The 19,727-nt window shown below is 70.4% G+C and carries 12 protein-coding genes; 4 read left to right on the top strand and 8 right to left on the bottom strand.

Going from position 1 to position 19,727, the window contains the following annotated elements:
- Nucleotides 1–410: 410 nt before the first annotated feature.
- The 3 genes from TsocGM_RS12060 to TsocGM_RS12050 all read right to left on the bottom strand — a co-directional run bounded on the left by TsocGM_RS12060 (nucleotide 411) and on the right by TsocGM_RS12050 (nucleotide 5,516).
- Nucleotides 411–1,883, bottom strand: coding sequence for a DUF1501 domain-containing protein (locus tag TsocGM_RS12060; RefSeq protein WP_126725619.1), 1,473 nt, complete (start codon nucleotides 1,881–1,883; stop codon nucleotides 411–413).
- A 93-nt stretch (nucleotides 1,884–1,976) separates the two neighbouring features.
- Nucleotides 1,977–4,157, bottom strand: coding sequence for an NfeD family protein (locus TsocGM_RS12055; RefSeq protein ID WP_126725618.1), 2,181 nt, complete (start codon nucleotides 4,155–4,157; stop codon nucleotides 1,977–1,979).
- An 876-nt stretch (nucleotides 4,158–5,033) separates the two neighbouring features.
- Nucleotides 5,034–5,516: a PEGA domain-containing protein gene (locus tag TsocGM_RS12050; protein ID WP_126725617.1), complete on the bottom strand. Its 483-nt coding sequence runs from the start codon at nucleotides 5,514–5,516 to the stop codon at nucleotides 5,034–5,036.
- A 337-nt stretch (nucleotides 5,517–5,853) separates the two neighbouring features.
- Here TsocGM_RS12050 and TsocGM_RS12045 point away from each other — a divergent pair, with 337 nt between their 5' ends.
- On the top strand, nucleotides 5,854–7,341 hold the full coding sequence (locus TsocGM_RS12045) for a leucyl aminopeptidase (protein ID WP_126725616.1): 1,488 nt from the start codon (nucleotides 5,854–5,856) through the stop codon (nucleotides 7,339–7,341).
- A gap of 105 nt (nucleotides 7,342–7,446) precedes the next feature.
- On the opposite strand, the gene TsocGM_RS12040 is transcribed toward TsocGM_RS12045, so the two are convergent.
- Complete coding sequence (locus tag TsocGM_RS12040; RefSeq protein WP_233578781.1) at nucleotides 7,447–7,905, bottom strand: hypothetical protein; 459 nt, start codon at nucleotides 7,903–7,905, stop codon at nucleotides 7,447–7,449.
- Between the two features lie 264 nt (nucleotides 7,906–8,169).
- Nucleotides 8,170–10,191, bottom strand: coding sequence for a hypothetical protein (locus TsocGM_RS12035; protein ID WP_199756767.1), 2,022 nt, complete (start codon nucleotides 10,189–10,191; stop codon nucleotides 8,170–8,172).
- Between the two features lie 759 nt (nucleotides 10,192–10,950).
- On the opposite strand from TsocGM_RS12035, the gene TsocGM_RS12030 reads away from it, so the two are divergent.
- The 3 genes from TsocGM_RS12030 (at nucleotide 10,951) to lpdA (TsocGM_RS12020) (ending at nucleotide 15,317) form a co-directional block, all read left to right on the top strand.
- Nucleotides 10,951–11,856 (top strand): hypothetical protein, encoded by a 906-nt coding sequence (locus tag TsocGM_RS12030; RefSeq protein WP_126725615.1) that lies wholly within the window; start codon nucleotides 10,951–10,953, stop codon nucleotides 11,854–11,856.
- Nucleotides 11,857–12,499: 643 nt separating this feature from the next.
- Nucleotides 12,500–13,771 carry a 2-oxoglutarate dehydrogenase complex dihydrolipoyllysine-residue succinyltransferase gene (odhB, locus tag TsocGM_RS12025; protein WP_126725614.1) on the top strand — a complete coding sequence of 424 codons (1,272 nt, stop codon included), beginning with the start codon at nucleotides 12,500–12,502 and terminating at the stop codon, nucleotides 13,769–13,771.
- A gap of 139 nt (nucleotides 13,772–13,910) precedes the next feature.
- Complete coding sequence (gene lpdA, locus TsocGM_RS12020; protein WP_126725613.1) at nucleotides 13,911–15,317, top strand: dihydrolipoyl dehydrogenase; 1,407 nt, start codon at nucleotides 13,911–13,913, stop codon at nucleotides 15,315–15,317.
- A 165-nt stretch (nucleotides 15,318–15,482) separates the two neighbouring features.
- Here lpdA (TsocGM_RS12020) and lpdA (TsocGM_RS12015) read toward each other — a convergent pair whose 3' ends face one another.
- The 3 genes from lpdA (TsocGM_RS12015) to TsocGM_RS12005 form a co-directional block, all read right to left on the bottom strand.
- Nucleotides 15,483–16,871 carry a dihydrolipoyl dehydrogenase gene (lpdA, locus tag TsocGM_RS12015; protein ID WP_126725612.1) on the bottom strand — a complete coding sequence of 463 codons (1,389 nt, stop codon included), beginning with the start codon at nucleotides 16,869–16,871 and terminating at the stop codon, nucleotides 15,483–15,485.
- A 434-nt stretch (nucleotides 16,872–17,305) separates the two neighbouring features.
- Nucleotides 17,306–18,622: a dihydrolipoamide acetyltransferase family protein gene (locus tag TsocGM_RS12010; RefSeq protein ID WP_126725611.1), complete on the bottom strand. Its 1,317-nt coding sequence runs from the start codon at nucleotides 18,620–18,622 to the stop codon at nucleotides 17,306–17,308.
- A 124-nt stretch (nucleotides 18,623–18,746) separates the two neighbouring features.
- Entirely contained in the window at nucleotides 18,747–19,727 is a 981-nt protein-coding gene (locus TsocGM_RS12005; protein ID WP_126725610.1) for a pyruvate dehydrogenase complex E1 component subunit beta, read from the bottom strand.

Genomic DNA, 19,727 nt, shown 5'->3' with positions numbered 1-19,727 from the left:
CCGCATCGCTGGTGGGCGTGGTCTGGGACGGGCAGGCCGACCGACGCCGACGGCGAGGGGGAGGTGCCGGGGCCCCGAGCCCACCGAACCTGCACCGGCAGCTTGACAGTCCCCCTCTCATAGATGGGTTCGCTCCGCGTCCGGGGGTGATGCCTGGGCCTGCGGAGTTTTCTTCCGTCGAAGCGGGATCGAGCGGGGGGGGCCGGCCCGGCGCGCTGGGGAGCTTGGGCGCAATCGAGGCGGTTCCGCCTCCGGGATCATCGCCGAAACGGGGAGGGGCCGGTCTGCGATTCCGCCGATGGGGGCCGGCCGAGGGGCTCGGAAGGAGGGGCATCGGGGCGGTGCGGGTGGGGTCGGCGCGACCTCGGGGACGCTCCGGACGGCTCCCGACCTCGGCGGTTTGGTCGGGATCAGGAGAGGCCGGGGAAGGGGTCGCCGTGGTAGATGAAGTGGGGGCGGTCCTGCTCGTCGTGCCAGGCGGCGGTGGAGGGGAGGCCGAGGGCCCGGTAGATGGTGGCGGCGAAGTTCTCGGGGCGCTGGGGGTCGGAGACGGGCTCGCCCCCGACGCGGTCGGTGGCGCCGAGCACCCGGCCGCCCTGGATGCCTCCCCCGGCGAGGAAGACGGACTGGGCTCGTCCCCAGTGGTCTCGGCCGGGGAGCTTGTAGTGGGAAGGGAGCAGGGAGATCTTCGGGGTCCGGCCGAACTCGCCAGCCATGACGACGAGGGTGGAGTCGAGCAGGCCGTCGGCCTCCAGGTCGTCGAGCAGGGCGGAGACGGCTCGGTCGGTGGGGGGGAAGAGCTTGTCCTTCAGGTGCGGGAAGGCGTTGCCGTGGGTGTCCCACGTCTCGTTGTTGCCGAGGTTGACCTGGACGAGGTCGACGCCGGAGCAGACGAGTCGTTTCGCCATCAGCAAGGACCAGCCGAAGAGGTTGTCGCCGTAGCGATCGCGGTCGGCCTCGGGGGCGGCGGTCACGTCGAGGGCGTCCCGGACGGAGGGGTCGGTGAGCATGGAGACGGCGGAGGAGCGGTGGGCGTCGAAGGCGGACGCCTCGGCGGCGGCGTCGAGGGCTCGGCGCCGGGAGTCGACGAGGTCGAGCAGGGCGAGGCGGTTCCGGAGCCGGCCGCCGTCGAGCCCGTCGGGCAGATCCAGGCTGGGGGCGCGGAAGACCTTTCGGGGTTCGGGCTTGCCGCGTTCCTGGTGGTCGAAGCCGTATTCGGGGTAGGCGCCGTAATAGGTGTTGTCGAACGGGGAGGCCTCGATGAACCAGGGGTCGCGGCGGGCCCCCATCAGGCCGGCGAACTGGCCAGGGATGACGCGGCCGGAGTTGTGCACCAGGCGCTCGGGCAGGACGACCGCCGGCGGCAGGTTCCCCCGGGGCCCGAGCAGGGCGCCAGCGACGGCGGCGATGGAGGGCCAGTCGGTCGCCTTGGGCTGAGAGGCGTTGAAGCCGGGAGGCAGCATCGTCCGGCCCGAGAGCATGGTCATGTGCCCCTGGGAGTGCTCATTCCAGGGGTGGGTGAGCGACCGGACGAGCGCCCAGCGGTGGGCCCGCTGGGCCAGCATCGGCAGGTGCTCGCAGATCTCGATACCGGGGACGCTCGTGGCGATCGGGCGGAACTCGCCGCGGACCTCCTCCGGGGCGTCGGGCTTCAGGTCGAAGCTATCGAGCTGGCCGAGGCCGCCGGAGAGGAAGATGAAGATGACCGATCGCGCGGGTCGATCCCCCCCCGAGCCCGGATCGGTCACGTCGGCCGCCCGCAGCGCCCTGAGGTGGGCCGATCCCAGCCCGAGCACGCCGAGCGCCCCGGCCTGAAGCGCGAATCGTCGAGAGACGACCGGGTGGCGGGGAAGTCCGGCGGGGGTGATCGGATGTCGGCGCATGGCGGGGCCTCACGGGTCCAGAGGTCCCTGTGTTGTACCGAAGTTGAACGGGCTCGTAAACCGGAGCGCGACCGAGCGGGCCGGCCGGAGCGGTCAGGAGAGCTGCTTGACGATGATCCGGGAGCCCTGCACGTCCACGACCTGGATCAGCGAGTCCTGCTCGATGAAGTTCCTCTCGGCGATGACATCGGTGATGATCTCGCCGAACCGAGCCTTCCCGGTGGGCCGGAGGACCGTGGTGGTCCGGCCGGTTTCCCCCAGGAGGAAGGCGAAGGGGGAGTCGGACTCGAAGAACGGCTTCTCCTCGAAACCGGAGTCGGGAGCGTTCGTGTCGGCCCGGAGGACGAGCTTGTCGAAGAGCGGCAGGGAGGGGAAGTACCGACCCAGCAGGATCGCCCCGACGAAGACGCCGGCGATCGAGAGCATGAGCAGAACCAGGGTCCGGCTCATCTGGCGGTACTGGAACTCCTCGGTGGGGATGATGAACGTGTGGCTGGCCATCACCACGCTGAAGAGGATCAGGAAGACCCCGCTCATGCCGAAGACGCCGAAGCCGGGGAAGACGAACAGCTCCAGGGCCAGGCAGAGCAGGCCGACGATGAACAGGATGATCTCCAGCCCGTCGGCCGTGCCGCCGAGGTATCGGCTCCAGAAGAAGAGGAGGAAGGCCAGGCAGGAGGTGATCGCCGGCAGGCCGATGCCCGGCAGCTTCATCTCGACGACGAGCATGAAGAAGCCAATGAACAGCAGCAGGCCGCTCATGATCGGCGTGTTCAGCACGCCGACCAGCGAATCGACCCAGCTCGGCCCTCGGAGCCGGACCACGTCGTCGCCGAGGCCGAGGAGGGCCTTGAACTCCTCGTCGTCGGCCACCACGAGGCGGGCGAGCCCGAGCCGCTCGGCGTTCTCCGACGAGGCGGTGAGCACCGATTCCCCCGGGACCACCGTTCCCTGCTCGACGAATCGGCCGGGCTCGGCCTCAAGAGTCGCCCGGTCGATCAGGGTGACCTGGGCGGTGTGGGTGTCCAGCGCCTCGATGACCTCGACGGCCGGATCGACGAGGGCCCGGGCCACGGCGGTCGGGTATCCCTTCTGCTCGGCGAGGTCGGCGAGCCGGTCGGAAACCACGTCCCGGTCCCGGTCGGAGAGGGGCTCGACCCGGGTGCCGCTGACGGTCGCGTCGACCTTGCCGAGCTTCCCGTCGCGGTGCAGAACGATCTCGTCGCAGGCCAGGGCGGCCAGCGCGGCGACCCCCAGGGCGCGGTCCCGGACGTAGGCGACGGTTTTCATTCCCTCCAGCCGAAGCAGGCGCTGGGCCAGGTCGTCGGCCGCCTGGAGCTGACCGCCGGGGGTGTCGAGCTGGAGGACGACGAGGTTATCCCCCCGCTTCCGGGCCCGGGCGACCTCCCGGCTGACGTAGGTCTCGAGGGTGGTGTCAATGGGCCCGGCGATCCGGATCCAGACGGCCTGGAGGCGGTCGGCGTCGAGGTCGGTCGCGTCGCTGAGCCCTCGGAGGTCGTAGAGCCGAGCGACCTGGGCCCGGTCGGCGGCGAACCCCCGGACGATCCCCTCGCTGCGAGCCTCCTCGGCCGAGAGCCGTCCCCGGGCCCCCGCCTCCCAGAACGGTCGGGAGTCGAGGATGGCGTGCTGTTGCCGATAGGCTTCGAGCCGGGGCTCGAGCACGTAATCAACGAGGCCGTCGGCGGTGCGAACCCGGAGCAGCTCGGTGTTGGGGTCGAGCATGCCGATCACCAGGTCGGGGGGGCGCCCCTTCGCTCGGGCGATCGTCTCGGCGAAGCCGACCAGGCCCGGTCTGACGTCCTCGCCGTCCGGGGTGATCGGCCCGATCGTCGCCTCGGGGCCGAGGACGATTTCGTCGCAGGCCAGGGCGATGAAGGTCGCGTAGCCGGCCAGCGGCTCGGGTACGAAAGCGATGGTCTTCTCAGCCCGGGCGAGGCGCCGGAGGATGAAGTCGGCCACCGACATGCAGATGCCGAAGTCGCTGTCGCCGGGCCGGATCTCGAAGACCAGGACCGGCTCGGCCCCGCTCGCGTTGGCCGATCGCACGACCGCTTCCACGGCCGATTGGAGCCGGTCGGCCCGGTCGCTGTCGATCGGCTGCTCGATGCGGAAGAAATGCCCGGGGGGCGCTCCCCGCTCCTGGGGGGCGGCCGTCGCGATCGAGGTGCCCAGGAGCATCGCCAGGGCCGCGAACGGTGCGCAGCGCGAGGTCGCCGGGGGCGACCCCGACCGATCGGGAGCGTCTGGACTCATCTGTGGCGAACTCCCCCGGGCCTCGGCTCCGTCGACTCGTCCGGGCGTCCCATCCCTGCCCGGGCAGTGGTCCGACTCGCAGGGAGGAGTTCGAGTCGGCGGATCGGGTCGAGGCCCACCCGCCGAAGCGAGACCGTTCCGTCCATTCGACCGCGGGCCTTCAACCCCCGGTCTCGGTACGGCTGATTATAAGACCCGCGTCGAGAAGGAGTCAAACTCCGGCCCTTTTGTCCAGGACGATTGCCCCGTCCGCGTCGCCGGAGAGGCGGGGGGCGTGCCGACGCCCGTTCGATCGGCCTCCGCCGCTGGGGTCAACGCGATCTCAGCCTCCCCCGGCGGTTGATCGTTCAAATTCGGTGCCACGGGCGGCTTGCCCTCCCGAGCTCCGGTCGGCTCGCACCCGGATCGGCGAGGCTTTCGAGGCTCCCGAGCCCTCACGATGATCCGACGCCGAGGGGAACGCCGACCGACCTGGCCCCGTGCTCCTGTCCCGGACCGATCCATCCTCCGAGGGCCTTGGGCCGTCGATCGGCGACCGGGGCTGGGCCTCGACTCGCCAGGCCCCTGCGGAGCGGAGGGTCGGTTCGGGGAGACTCGGAATGCCTCGGGGAGCCGATCGCCGGGATTCCGCCTCCCCTGCCGCTGGCTCGGGCCGAACCCCGGACTGGCCAGGGCGAGGACCCCCTGCCCTGGTTACGGTGCCCTCTTGGAGCGGCCAGGGGTCGGGGCCCGGACGAGAGGCCCCGCTTCCGAGGAACGGGGAGTCGGGCCCGTTCGATTCCGGTCGACGGTCGCCGCCGATCGGGGATCGCGTCGAACCCGGGCCGTCCTGGGGGGACGGGCCTGGAGGTCCGGGGGGCCCGGCCTCACTCGGAATCAGAAGGCGAAGAAGCGGCGGAACGGGCCGGGGCGAGGAGGAGCGGGCTGGAGGGCTTCCTGGCGGAGCTGGAGGCCGCGACCGATGAGATCGCCGGTGGGGGGGGTGACGCCCGGGGCGAGGGTGAAGCGGAACTCGCGCTCGTCTCGGAGGGTGAAGGGGATGAGGTTCTCGCTGACGAAGCCGGTGAGGGCGTTGTCCCACCAGGGGGCTCGGATGGGGAGCTCGGTGTGGATCGTCTGGTAGCCCTCGGCCTGAATGGTAACGCGGCGGTCGCCGTAGTATTCATAATTGACCGAGACGGGGCTGATCCCGGCCTCCTCGCCGTTGATGAAGACGAGGGCGCCGGGGGGATCGGTGCGGACGGTGTACCGGCGCTCGACGCAGCCAGAGCAGGCCAGAGCGAGGAGCGTCAGCCCCAGCGCGACGGCCCGGCGGGCGAAGGGGAGAGAGGGGGCGAGGGAGCCCGGTCGGGTGAGCATCGGTCGACCTCCGCGAGCGCCCGGCCGGAGGGGCGCGGCGGGGGGATCGGCCGGAGGAGAGGCCGAGGTCCATCCCGGGCGCCCGAGGGGGGCGGGTCCGTCCGATCGGTTCCGGTCTCCGGGCGGGGGAGGGTCGATCGGCGGGGAGGGTCGGCTGCCCGGCGCTGGCCGACGACCGGGGACCGGAACCTCGGTTCCGGTCCCTCGGGGCGCGGCAAGCGGGCGGATTCTAGCGGGAGCCGCCCCGCCGGGCAAGCCGGCTTGGCGCGGGGAGGCGCGGAGGGGATCATGACGCTCCCGAACTCCCCCCCGACCGAGACGGAAGGAACGCCGAGCGATGCAGATCCGGATTGTCGCCGAGGACCCCGCCGGGGCCGACGTGGCCTGGCTCGTGACCGGATTGTTCGAGGATGGCCCCGCGCCGCCGGCCTGGGTGCGCGAGCCGGCCGCCCGGGAGTTGTTCGCGAACCTGGTCGAGTCGAAGGACCTCTCCGCGAGCCCGGGGGATGCGTCGGCCCTGCACGGGATGAGCGGGATCCGGGCGGCGTCGCTGCTGGTGGCGGGGCTCGGGCCGAGGGAGGCGTTCGACGCCGGCTCGGCGTTCGACCTGGGGGTGCTGGTGGGCAAGCGGCTCGGGGGCCGGCCGAGGGGGGCGGTGGGCCTCGTGTTGCCGGAGGCCGGGATGCCGGCCGAGGTGGCGTCGCGCCTGGTGCAGGGGGCGATCGTGGGGACGGCCGGGCCGGGCCTGGCGAAATCGGAGCCCGCCCGGTACGCCTTCGAGGAGCTTCGGCTGATCCTGCCGCCGGGGTCGACCGCGGATCCCGCTCTGGTCGATCGGGCGATGGCCCGGGGGGCGATCGTCGGCCGGGCGATCAACCTGGCGAGGGAACTGGTCAACCTCCCTCCGGCTCGGAAGACGCCCCGGTTGCTGGCCGACCGGATCCGAATCGAGGCGGGGGCGGCGGGCCTGGAGGTGGAGGTCTGGGACGAGGCCCGGATCCGACGCGAGCGGTTCGGCGGTCTGCTCGGGGTGGCGGCGGGATCGGACGAGCCGCCGAGCTTCGTGACGCTGCATTGGAACGGCGCCGGGCCGGAGGCCCCGCACCTGGCCCTGGTGGGCAAGGGGGTGACGTTCGACTCGGGGGGGCTGTCGCTCAAGCCCTCCGCGTCGATGGAAGACATGAAAGCGGACATGAGCGGCGCGGCGATCGTGGCCGCGGCGATGACGGCGATCGCCCGACTCCGGCTGCCGGTGAACGTGAGGGGCTATCTGGCCCTGGTGGAGAACATGAGCGGCGGCCGGGCGATGAAGCTGGGCGACGTGCTGTCGATGCGCAACGGCAAGACGGTGGAGGTGATGAACACCGACGCCGAAGGGCGGCTGATCCTGGCCGACGCCCTGAGCTTCGCGGCGGAGCAGGCCCCGACCCGAATGGTCGACCTGGCGACGCTGACCGGGTCGTGCGTGGTGGCCCTGGGGACGAAGGTGGCCGGGCTGTTCGCCAACGACGACGAGACGGCGGAGCTGGTGCGCGAGTCGGCGACGGCGGTGGGGGAGCGGGTCTGGCGGCTGCCGATGGACGGGGACTTCCGGGAGTCGCTCAAGAGCCCGGTGGCGGACCTGAAGAACGTGGGGTCGAAGTGGGGAGGCGCGATCGTCGCGGCCAAGTTCCTGGAGGAATTCGTCGGCGGGAGGCCGTGGGCGCACCTAGACATCGCCGGGCCGGCCTGGGCGGAGTCGGATTCCCCCGCCCGAGATGCGGGGGGGACGGGGTGCTTCGTGCGGACCCTCGTCCGGATGGCGGAGGAGGCAGGCGAGCCGTGAGGCGATCGCAGCCCCGGAGGGCCGGGCCCGGGAGATCGACCGGCCCCGTCCCCGGGGGGAGGCGCCGCGGCGATGCGCCGAGAGGGGGTCCACGCCGCGTTCCGCTCAGCTCGCCTGGGAGAGCTTGAGGGCGAACTGGCACTCGATGCGGCGGCTGTTGATGTCGATGGCCTCGAGGATCTTGATGACTTCCTCGGTGGAAACCCCTTCGTCAAGGGCCCAGTTGAGGATCTCGAGGTTCTCGTCGCCGCGCTTGATACGGCGGAAAATCTCGTCGAACAGCGGCGAGGAGTCGCGGAAGGCTCGCTGGAGGAGGCCGTAGTCTTCCCGGTCGAGCTCGATCCAGAAGGCCCGGCCCTGGAGGTGCTCAAGCCATCGCTCTCGAAGGAATCCGTTCCAGTGCTCGCGGACCCAGCAGCGAATCGCCCAGTCGCCGAGATCCCGGCCGGCCTTCTCGCTCATGATCCACTTGTACCGGCGGGCTTCCTCCTCACCCTCGGCGAGGAGGCTCAGCGGCGTCGGGGGCTGATGCATGTCCACGGACGGTGCGCTACAGGGAGCCATCGTGACCTCCAGGCCGTCCTGGCCCGCTCGCTGCTCGTCAGGGAATCATAACCGTGAGGTTTCCTGTCGCCAAGATTCCGGCGTTCCGCTGTGAGACAACACCGCCGAGCCGCTGATCAGGCAGAACCGTCTGACTGATTGTTTGCACGCACCCGAACGGGGGGGATGTGCCCATCCTATCCCGGAACGGTGCCGGCGCCAACGGGCAAATCGGGGCCCCGAGGCGAGCGGGCCACACGGGTCGGCGATCGTCGGATCGTCGCATCACGGGAGGTACGGATCGCGGGGCTCGGCGGCGCCGGGGTGGGCGGGGGTGGCGAGGTTGGGGTGGGGGAACCAGGCCAGGTCGCGGCCGAGGAGGGCGGCGACGCCGGATCGGCCGGCGGCGAGCGGGCCGCGGGGGGATTCGCAGAGGGCCCGCCAGCGAACCCGGCCGGCAAGGTCGTCGCAGATGAGGTGGGGGCCGCGCCGGCCGACGCGGAGCACGACGCCGTCGGGGGCCTCCGCCCAGCAGCCGGGGGGAGCGGCGTCCCTCGTGCTGGAGCAGGCGTGGCCGGTGCCGTCGAAGGCGATGGCGCGGCCGTCGGGGGCGGACACGACGGCCGAGGCCCCGACCCGATCCAGCCGCCAGGAGATCCAGGGGACGGGGGATTCCCACAGGACCCGGCCCGTTCGGTCGTGGCCCCGGAGGACCTGACGCTGGCGGGCGAGGGTGACGACGGCGAGGTCGGCGGGGGAGCCCTCGGGGGCGGACACGACGGCCAGGGGCTCGCCGAAGGCCGCGCTGGGGCCGGGAACGGGGGTGCCGGCGGGGTCGAGCAGGATGAGGCGCCCGTCGTCGGTGGTCACGGCGGTCAGGCCGTCGGGGGCGAGGGCGAGTTCCTCGATCCCGGAGTCCATCTCCCGACGCCAGATCCAGCGGCCGGCGATGGTGGCTCGGCCGACTCGGTCGCGCTCCTGGACGGCGGCGAGCCCGAAGTCGTCGGGGCGGATCTCCAGGTGGGTGAGCTGGACGAGGTTCAGGTCGTCGAGCTTGCGGACGCCGTTGCGGCGGGCGTCGAAGAGGAGCAGCTCGCGGTCGGTGGCGGCGGCGATCCAGCCGGGGGCGGTGCGGAGCAGGCGGCCGACCCCCTTGATCGGCGGTGTTTTGCCAAGGCGCTTGCCGTCGGTGGAGAACAGTTCGAGGCGATCGGCGCTGGTCATCAGGCCGATTCGGGGCGGGTCGTCGAGCACGGCGAGCACCGCCGTCTCCGCCCGCTCGTCGCTCTCGGCGACCGGGAGGGTCCAGGCCGGCTCCCGCATCGGGCTCGAGGAAATCGGGGAGGGGCCAACGGCGGATCGGGCGGCCGGTCGCGACGGGGAGACGGCGCGGCGGCGGGACTCCTCGAGGTCGATCCGGGAAACCTCTCCGGTGGCCTGGCCATAGACGAGCCAGCGGCCCAGGGCGTCGAGATCGAGGGCGATGGCGGGCCGGGGCAGCGCGGTCTTCCATCGAACGTTCCCGGCTCGATTGAGCAGGAACAGCTCCCCTTCCTGAGTCGCCGCGGCGATGGTGCGGCCGACGTAGTCGGGCAGGGCGAGGATGGCGGTGCCGCCGAGGTGGTAGGAACCCTCGGCCCGGCCGTCGGCGTCGAAGCGCTGGACGCCGTGAATGAAGCAACTGGCGACGATGGTGCCGCCGTCGCCGGTGACGGCCAGGCGCCCGACGTTGGAAAGCAGGGATTCTCGCCAGGCGACCTCGGCGTCCAGCCGGCCCCGGCCGGCCGGGATCAGCTCGATGCCGAAGAGCGAACCATGACCGGCCGCACCGATGAGGCGGGGCTCGCTGGGCACGAAGGCGACGTGAGCCAGCGGCTGGAGCGTCTCGAACTCGCCCGACTTGCGGCCGAAGCGGGTGTAAAGGTGGGTCTGAGCCATCCGGGAGGAGACGGCCACGTAGCGGCCGTGCGGGTCGACGGCCAGGCCGAGCGGATCGGCGACGGCCTCCCGGTCGGCGATCAGCTCCAGCTCCGGGCCGAAGAGCCAGAGACGACGGGGCTCCCCCAGGAGGGCAACGAGCGATCCGTCATCGCTGACGGCTCCGGCGACGATCGGGCCGGGGGCCCGGCTGGCCCAGATGCGCTCCCCGAACGCGTCGAACAGGGCCAGGCCGTCGGCCTCGTCCCAGACGACGATGCGGCCCGCCTCTCGCATCAGGCCGAGGCCCTTCAGGGGGGCGTCGGTCACCACGGTCCACGCGAGACTCGGCTGCATCCTCGCAGCGGCGGAGGCGTCGGTCTGGGACATGATCGGGGGGAGCCTCCGGGAACTCAGGGGGCTTCAGGCGCGATCAGGGGTTCGGGATGCTGCTGCAAGGGATTCTACTCGGCGAAGCAACGCGATGGGGAGGAGCAGCACGGGGATCCGGCCGAGGGCGGATCGAGGACGGGGCTCCATCCTTCCCCACCGATCGCGGACGACCAGGAGCGGTGGTCAACCTCCCCCCGAGGAGTTCGCCCAGGGAGTGTCCGCTCTCCTCTGCCACGTTCGGTTGTGTTCATTCGTAAGATCTGTCCCCGTTGCCGCGACGGTGTTCGACCGCTCCCCGAGCCCAGACCTGGGCGGCCCGGCGACCGGGGCCGGTGCGGATCGATGCGCGGATCGAGTCGCGGTCTGATTGCAATCCATGAGTCATGCATTGGCTCGTCTGGAGTCGCAGGAGGGGCTCCCACGTGCGTCGGATCGCGGCGCACTGCGGTGGGTCGTCCGGGGGAGTGTCGGCGGCAGAGTTCGGCGGATCGGCTCGGGACCACGGCGTTGGGGATCGCCGCCTCGGCCGAACTCCGGCGGCCGACCCCCGATCGCTGGTCGGTATCCCCGATTGCGCAGGCAATGACGTCGTAAAAAAAAATGTCAACACTGAGGAGGCGAGCACTGCTCGTGGTTTTCGACTAATCGTTAGAGTGGGGTGACTCGGGACCTCGCCCTGTCGTGGGGCGCGGTCCCGGCTCCACAACCGGCCGCCCACGTCCGACCAATCACCCCGGAACCCAGGAGACCGAGACCATGCCCCGCGCGTCGACCCGCTCGCATCGCTCCCGGATCCGAACGGCCCTGCCGGCGATGCTGGCGGTCGTACTCTTTCCCTCGCTGGGCCTGGCCCAGCCTGGCGACTGGACCCCCGGCGTGTACATGACCCAGGCGATGGGCCGGGTGATGGGGGCCGTCCGAGCGATCAGCGATAAGTCCGACTACGGCTACGACGGGCCCAACACGGTCTGCTTCATGGGCGGCTACTTCCGCCCCGGCGCCACCATCGGGTTCAACCGCCACCTGGAGCGCGGCCGCCCCTATGCCTTCATCGGCGGCGGCGACGAGGATGCCGTCGACGTGGACATCGAGATCTTCGACGAGGCCGGCAACCTCGTCGCCGAGGACACCAAGACCGATGCCGAGCCGACCATCCTGTACACCCCTCCCCGATCGGGCACCTATACGATCGAGGTGACGCTCTACGACGCCCCTGAGTCCTGCTTCTGCGCCCTGGCGGTGCTTCGCCAGGGGGGAATCGACGTGCCCACCGAGAACGTTGTCGAGGCCACTACGAAGCTGATCCGCCACTGCCTGACCATCGTCGATCGCGTGGAGACGGCCGGCTTCAACACCGAGGAGAACCAGTGGGCCGTCTGGGGGGCCGTTTACGAGCAGGGGCAGCAGATCACGGTCGACAACGTGAAGCTGGCCAAGGGGGTGAATGTCTTCATCGCCGCCGGCGACACCCAAACGATCGACATCGACGTCCACCTGCGGAACGAGCGGGACACGCTGCTGGTCGAAGACGTGCTCGAGGACGCCGAACCCCGCGTTGTCTACGAGGTTGGCGGGGGGAGCGGCACCTACCAGGTCGCCACCACCAACGCCTCCTCCCGGGGGCCGACCCTCATCATGACCGCCGCCCTGCTCGCCAAGTGATCGGCCGAGCGTGCCGGTCCTCCTCCGCCCTCCGCTCCCCAAGAGCGGGGAGCGGGCCGGAGTGAGGGGCCTGGGCCAAGCGACCAGGCCCCGAGTCGAACTCACCCTCCTGCCCCCCGAGTCGAGATCGCCCTCGGGGGGCATTCCCGATCGCCTCGGGGCCCGCCTCTGGGGGTCGGCTCTCCTGCCGCAGGGGATCCGAGGCGACGAAGACGCCGTCAGGGCTCCCGCTCGGCCGGTTTTCCCCCGGCGCCGTTCGCCATGCCCCCGGAGCCCCTCCCGGACCTTCCGATGGGACCTCGGACACCGGGCGGTTCGCTGCCGATCCCCTGCCGACCTTCGACGAGGCCTGATCACCTTCGGGGGGGCGTCGCCCCGGCCGGCTCCCGTCTGGTATGCTGGACGGAGCCCGGCGCCGCCGGCCCGATCGTCGAGCGCGCCTCCCCCGCCGAGGTCTCGGCCCCGGCCCCGATCCGCCGGCCGATCCGGCCCGGCGAACCGGGCCGCTCCGGCGCCGGCGCTGGATCGAATCGAATCGAATCGAACCGCACCGCCCCCGCAACGGCCGCTCCCGGCCCGATCCCGCCGCCCCGGCCCGGCGACCGATCGGCCCGGGGAGGCCCCGAACCGAGTGACCCCCGAGATGGCAGTAGTCGAGATCAAAGTGCCCAGCGCGGGCGAGTCCGTCACCGAGGGCATCCTGTCGCGCTGGCTGAAGCCCGACGGCTCGAAGGTCAAGTCGGGCGAGCCGCTGTTCGAGGTCGAGACGGACAAGGCGAGCACCGAGGTCCCCGCGCCGGCCGACGGCGTGCTGAAGATCGCTGTCGCCGAGGGGGAGACCGTCGAGGTCGGCGCCACCGTCGGCACGATCGACCCCTCCGGCGTGCCGGCCGCCGCCTCGAACCCCGAGCCCGTCGCCGCCTCGACCCCGGCCGGGCCGCGGTCCGCTTCCTCCCCGGCCCCCAGCCCGGACACTCCCGCTCCGGCTCCCGGCGGCAACGGTCCGATGGCGGGCACCCCGTCCCCCTCGGCCCGACGGCTGGCCGAGGAGGAGCACGTCGACCTGGCCTCGGTCGAGGGGACCGGCCGAGGAGGTCGGATCACCAAGGGGGACGTGATCGGTGCGATCGACTCCCGAGGGGCCGCTCCCCCCGAAGCCTCCCCCTCACCGGCACCGGCACCGGCACCGGCACCGACCGCCGGCACGTCCCGAGCCGGCCGGCAGACGCGCCAGCGCCTCCCCCTGATCCGCCAGAAGATCGCCCAGCGGCTGGTGCAGGCCCAGCAAACCGCCGCCATCCTGACCACCTTTAACGAGGCCGACATGTCGGCCGTCATGGCGCTCCGCGGCAAGTACAAGGACGCCTACAAGGAGAAGCACGGGGTCAACCTCGGCTTCATGTCCTTCTTCGTCAAGGCGGCGGTCGAGGCGCTGAAGGCCTTCCCGGCGGTGAACGCCCAGATCGATGGATCTGAGATTGTTTACAATCATTACTACGACATCGGCGTCGCCGTCAGCACCGAGCGCGGGCTGATGGTCCCTGTCATCCGGGACTGCGACACGCTCTCCTTCGCCGGGATCGAGAAGGCCATCGTCGGCTTCGCCCAGAAGGCGCGCGACAACACGATTGGCGTCGACGACCTCCAGGGAGGCACCTTCACCATCACCAACGGCGGTGTCTTCGGTTCGCTCCTCTCGACCCCGATCCTCAATCCCCCCCAGAGCGGCATCCTCGGGATGCACTCGATCCAGAAGCGCCCGGTCGTGGTCGACGACCAAATCGTGATCCGGCCGATGATGTACCTGGCCCTCTCCTACGACCACCGCATCATCGACGGCCGGGAGGCGGTCAGCTTCCTCGTTCGGATCAAGGAGTGCATCGAGAATCCCGAGCGGATGATGCTTGAAATCTAGGGGAGGAGGCAGGAGGCGGCGGGTCTTGGACGGATCGGAGCGGACGTGTCCCCCGACCGGCTCTGTCCGCCTCCGCTCCGATCGGCTTCCGCCCCGTCTCGTCCTGCCTTTCGCCTCCTCTCGCCAGAAAGGACCAGCAGTGTCGGACCGTTACGATCTGGTCGTCATCGGCGCCGGCCCCGGCGGCTACGTGGCCGCGATCCGGGCGGCGCAGCTGGGCATGAAGGTGGCCTGCGTCGAGAAGCGGGCCACCCTCGGCGGCACCTGCCTGAACGTCGGCTGCATCCCGAGCAAGGCGCTGCTCGACTCCAGCGAGTTGTACGAGCTGGCCTGCCACCGCTTCTCCCGCCACGGCATCACCCTCGACGGGGTCGGCCTCGACCTCGGCGCCATGATGGCGAGGAAGGACCAGGTGGTGAAGGAGCTGACCCAGGGGGTCGCCGGCCTCTTCCGCAAGAACAAGGTCGAGCCGGTCTTCGGCGCCGCCACAATCACCGGGCCGAACTCGGTGAAGATCGCCCTCAACGACGGCGGCGAGCGCACGATCGAGGCCAACGCCCTCTGCATCGCCACCGGCAGCTCGCCGATCGAGCTGCCCTTCCTGAAGTTCGACGGCTCGACGATCGTCGACTCGACCGGAGCTCTCTGCTTCGACCGGGTGCCCGAGCACCTCGTCGTCGTCGGCGGCGGCTACATCGGCCTGGAGCTGGGATCGGTCTGGAAGCGGCTCGGCTCGAAGGTCACCGTCGTCGAGTTCCTGCCCCGGATCGTCCCCGTCGTCGACCAGGAGCTGGGCAATCAGTTGTTCAAGCTTCTCCAGAAGCAAGGGATCGAGTTCCGGCTGGACACCAAGGTCACCGGCGCCGAGGTGAAGAACGGCCGGGTCACTCTCTCGGCTGAATCAAAGGGAGGGGAAACGCTGGCCCTCGACTGCGACAAGGTTCTTGTCTCCGTCGGCCGCAAGGGGTACCTCGAGGGTCTCGGGCTGGAGGCCGTCGGCGTCGAGCACGACCCGAAGGCCGGCAAGGTGGTTGTCGACGCGCACTTCCGCACCACCGTGCCGAGCATCTACGCCATCGGCGACGTGATCGCCGGCCCGATGCTGGCCCACAAGGCCGAGGAGGAGGGCGTCGCCTTCGCCGAGCTGCTCGCCGGCAAGCCGGGACACGTCAACTACGAGACGATCCCCAGCGTCATCTACACCTGGCCCGAGGTCGCCAGCGTCGGCCTGACGGAGGAACAGGTGAAGGAACGAGGGATCTCCTACAAGGTCGGCAAGGCCCCGTTCCTCGCCAACGGTCGCGCCAAGGCGATGGACGAGAAGGACGGGATCGTCAAGGTGATCGCCGACGCGAAGACCGACCGCGTGCTCGGCGTGCACATCATCGGCCCCCGCGCCTCAGACCTGATCGCCGAGGCCGTCGCCGTCATGGAGTTCGCCGGCAGCGCCGAGGACATCGCCCGCATCTGCCACGGCCACCCCACCCTCTCCGAGACGCTCAAGGAGGCCGCCCTGGCTGTCGACAAACGGACGATCAACTGCTGATCCTTCGAGCCAATCCCGACGGGCCGGAGGGCCGCCCCCTTTCGGAGGAGGCTCCTGCGGCCGAGCCCTGCGGACCCGTCGGGGGAGTGCGAAAGCGGCTCGAGCCGGTTGTGACCGTGCTCTCGGCGACTTCCGATCACTCCGCTCCGCTTTGATCCGATTCGATCAGAGATGCACCGACTCTCCTAGGCCCTGTCCGGCGGCCTCCATGACGGCCTCGGAGAAGGTGGGATGGGGGTGCATGGCGTGGAGGATCTCCTCCTGCGTCGCCTCGAGCTTGCGGGCCATGACCAGCTCGGCGATCAGCTCGGTGGCGTTGGCACCGATGATGTGGGCGCCGAGCAGCTCGCCCAGCTCCTTGTCGAAGATCAGCTTGACGAACCCTTCGGGTTCGTCGGCCGCCACGGCCCGGCCGCTGGCGATGAAGGGGAACTTGCCGATCCGAAGCGGACGGCCGGTTTCCTTCGCCTTCTTCTCGGTCAGGCCGACGCTGGCCACGCCCGGCTCGGTGTAGGTGCAGCCGGGGACGTTGTCGTAGTCGACGGTGCGGTCGGAGACGCCGCAGAGCCGCTCGACGCAGCAGATCGCCTCGTGGTGGGCCACGTGAGCCAGCCAGGGCGGACCGATCACGTCGCCGACGGCGAAGATGCTCGGCACGCTGGTGACGTAGCCGTTCTTCGGGTCGGCCTTGATGTGACCCTTGAACGTTTCGATCTTGACCTTGGACTCGTCCCAGAGCCCCTGGATGTTCCCCTCGACGCCGATGGCCACGAGCATCACCTCGGCCTCGATCTGCTGCGGGCCCTTGGGCGTCTCGATCGTGGCCTTCACGCCCGAGCCGGTCTTCTCGACCGTCGCGGTCTTCGAGCCGGTCAGGACGGTCATCCCGCGCTTCTCGAAGCTCTTGCGGAGGGTCTGCGAGACCTCCTCGTCCTCGATCGGCAGCAGGTGATCGAGCATCTCGACGATCGTCACCTGGGTGCCGATCGCATTGTAGAAGTAGGCGAACTCGCAGCCGATCGCCCCGGCGCCGACGATCAGCAGCGATTTCGGCTGCTTCGGCAGGTTCATCGCCTCCTTGGAGGAGATGATCGTCTGGCCGTCGAAGGGGGCCCCCGGCAGCGCTCTCGGGTGCACCCCGGTGGCGACGATGATCGAGTCGGCGGTGATCGACTTGCCGTCGACCTGGACCGCGTTCGGGCCGACGATCCTGGCCGAGCCCTGGAGGTGGTTGACCTTGTACTTGCGGAACAGCCCCTCGATCCCCTTGTTCATTTTTGTGGTCACGTCGCGGCTGCGCTTGATCATCTGGGAGAAGTCCCAGCGCGACTCGCCGGTGTAGCCGAAGCTCGGGCCGTGGTTCTGGATCAGCTCGACGACGTGGGCGTTGGTCAGCAAGGCCTTGGTCGGGATGCATCCCCAGTTCAGGCAGATGCCGCCGAGCTTGTCCTGCTCGACGCAGAGCACCTTCTTGCCGAGCTGGGCGGCCCGAATGGCGCCGGCGTACCCGGCGGGGCCGCCGCCGATGACGAGGATCTCGTAGTCGTTGGCCATGAATGTGCGTCTCGGTCGGGGAAGTCTTCGGTCGATCGGGGGGCAGGGATCGATCGCCCTCCCCCGGCTCGGGCCAGGACGGAAGCCGGCTCCCGAGGGGGGACGTCGCCGGGGAGGCGATCGGATCAGTTCAAGCCAACGACCCCCGCCGCCGCCCCCTCCGGAGGGCGATCGGCCGGGGGCCGGTCGATCTCCGCCGGGCCGCTCCGCCCGGCCTCGATGTTTCCCCTATTGTGACGCCCGAGCCCGTCGCCGTACAGACGAGGCTCCTCCCGCCTGGAGTCGATTGCTGGGCCTTGCCCTGCGGGGGGAACTCTGGTGGCAACGTCGGGGATCTCCCGGTTGATCCTCGACCCGATGCAGGGGCGGGAAGATCCCCTCCCGGCGTTCCCAAGAGCGGGAACGCCGAGGGGAGCGTTGCGGTCGGCGGCGGCTCAGAGCAGCATCGAGGCCGGCTCCTCGAGGAAGCCCTTGAGCGTGCGGACGAACTCGGCGGCCATCGCGCCGTCGACGGCGCGATGATCGGCCGTGAGGGTGACGGTCATCACCTGGCCGGCGACGAGCTGGCCGTTTTCGACGACCGGCCGGGCCTCGATGCTGCCGACGGCAAGGATGCCGACTTCGGGCAGGTTCAGGATGGCGTCGAACTGCTTGACACCGTACATGCCCAGGTTGGAGATGGTGAAGGTTGACCCCATCATCTGCTTGGGTGTGAGTGTGTTGCTGCGGGCCGCCTCGGTCAGAGCGAGGGTTCCCTGCCGGATCTCGACCAGGCCGAGCCGGTCGGCGTCGGGCAGCACGGGGACGATCAGCCCGCCCTCCAGCGCCACGGCGATGCCGATGTTGATCTGCCCGTGCAGGACCATTTCCTCGGCCTCGTAGGTCGCGTTCAGACCCGGGTGCTGGCGCAGGGCCATCGCCACGGCCTTGGTCACGAAGTCGCTGACGGAGAGCTTGATCTTCTGCTTGGCGAGCTGGGCGTTGAGCTGCTCCCGGAGCGCCACGACCCGGTCCATCCGGATGTCGGCCGTGACGTGGATCTCGGGCGCCGACTGTTTGGCCTGGAGCATCCGCTGGGCGATCGTCTTGCGCATCCGGCTGTGCGGAACGCGCTGAGTCTGCCGAACCGGGCCGGTCGCCACGGGCATCGGCATGCTCGGGGCGGGGGCCGCCGTCGGGGCCGAGGCGGGGGCGGCGCTTCGGTCCCGCAGGAAGGCTTCGACGTCCCGGCGGATGATCCGGCCGTTGGGCCCGGAGCCGGGGATCTGGCCGAGGTCGACCCCCGCCCGCTCGGCGATCTTCCTCGCCAGCGGGCTGGACCGGATCCGGCCGCCGGGAGCGGAGGAGGAGGCGTCTCCTGCTTGCTGGCCGTTGGCGGCGGTCGAGTGCCCGTAGGCCGACCCGGCGGCGGTGGGGGCTCCGGCCGCGACGGCTTCTTGCACCGGCCCCGCCGCTCCACCCGCCTTGGCGTCTCCCTCCTTCAACTGTTCGGCGACCTGAGCCGGGTCCTCCCCCTTCTTCGCCAGCACCAGGACGCGTTGGCCGAGGGCGACCTCGTCTCCCTCCGCCACGTCCAGCAGCGCGACGGTGCCGTCGTCGAACGCCTCCATCGGCATGACGGCCTTGTCCGTCTGGATTTCGGCCAGGACGTCCCCCTCCTTGACCGGGTCGCCGACCTTGACGTTCCACTTGACGAGCTGCCCGCTCTCCATGGTCGGGCTGAGCTTGGCCATCGTCACTTCAACGGGCATTGCGGGGGCTCCGGGGATGCGATGATCGTTCACGGCGAGCGGCCCCCTCCGGTCGGCGAGCGGCTCGACCGGAGGGGGCCCTGCGGATCTCGGATCGGCCGGGGGGGCCCGGCCCGTCGTCCTGTCAGCGATAGAGCACGCCGTTGACCGCCTCGACCACCCGCTCCACGCTCGGCAGGATGTCCAGTTCGAGCCGGCGGTTGTACGGGATGGGGGCGTCCTTGGCGGTCACGCGCTGGATGGGGGCGTCCAGCTCGTCGAAGGCGGCGCGATAGACGCGATCGGCAATGCCGGCGCCCATGCCGCAATAAGGCCAGTCCTCCTCGACGATCACGCAGCGATTGGTCTTGGTGACCGAGGAGAGGACGGTGTCCATGTCCAGCGGGCGGAGGGTGCGGAGGTCGACCACCTCGACACTCACCCCCTCCCCGGCCATCGCCTCGGCGGCCTTCAGGCTGGTCTGTACCGACCGGGAGTAGGTGAGGATGGTGACATCCGAGCCTTCTCGTTTCACGTCGGCCTTGCCGATCGGGATGAGGAACTCGGGGTCCTCGGGGACCTCCGCCTTGTCGCCGAGCAGGTTCTCATGCTCGATGAAGATGACCGGGTCGTCGTCTCGGATGGCGGCCTTGAGCATCCCCTTGGCGTCGGCGGGGGTGCTGGGCATCATCACCTTCAGGCCGGGGAAGTGGGCATACAGCGCCTCGGGCCGGTGCGAGTGCGTGGCGGCGAGGTTGCCGGCGATGCCCGAGTTGCCTCGGAAGACGATCGGCACGCTGAACTGGCCGCCGGACATGTAGCGCATGTTGGCGGCGTTGTTGACCAGCTGATCGAAGGCGACGTAGCTGAAGCTGAAGGTCATGAACTCGATGATCGGCCGCAGGCCGACCATCGCGGCGCCGATGCCGATGCCGGCGAAGCCGTTCTCGGAGATGGGCGTGTCGATGATCCGGCGCGGGCCGAAGCGGTCGAGCATCCCCTGGCTGACCTTGTAGGCGCCGTTGTACTCGGCCACCTCCTCGCCCATGAGGAAGACGCGGTCGTCCCGCTCCATCTCCTCGGTCATGGCGAGGTTCAACGCCTCGCGATACTGCATGACGGCCAT

This window comes from Tautonia sociabilis, assembly GCF_003977685.1.
Classification (GTDB): Bacteria; Planctomycetota; Planctomycetia; order Isosphaerales; family Isosphaeraceae; genus Tautonia; species Tautonia sociabilis.
The sequence above is the reverse complement of the archived record's forward strand: the minus strand, read 5'-3'. Positions and strand labels throughout refer to the sequence as shown.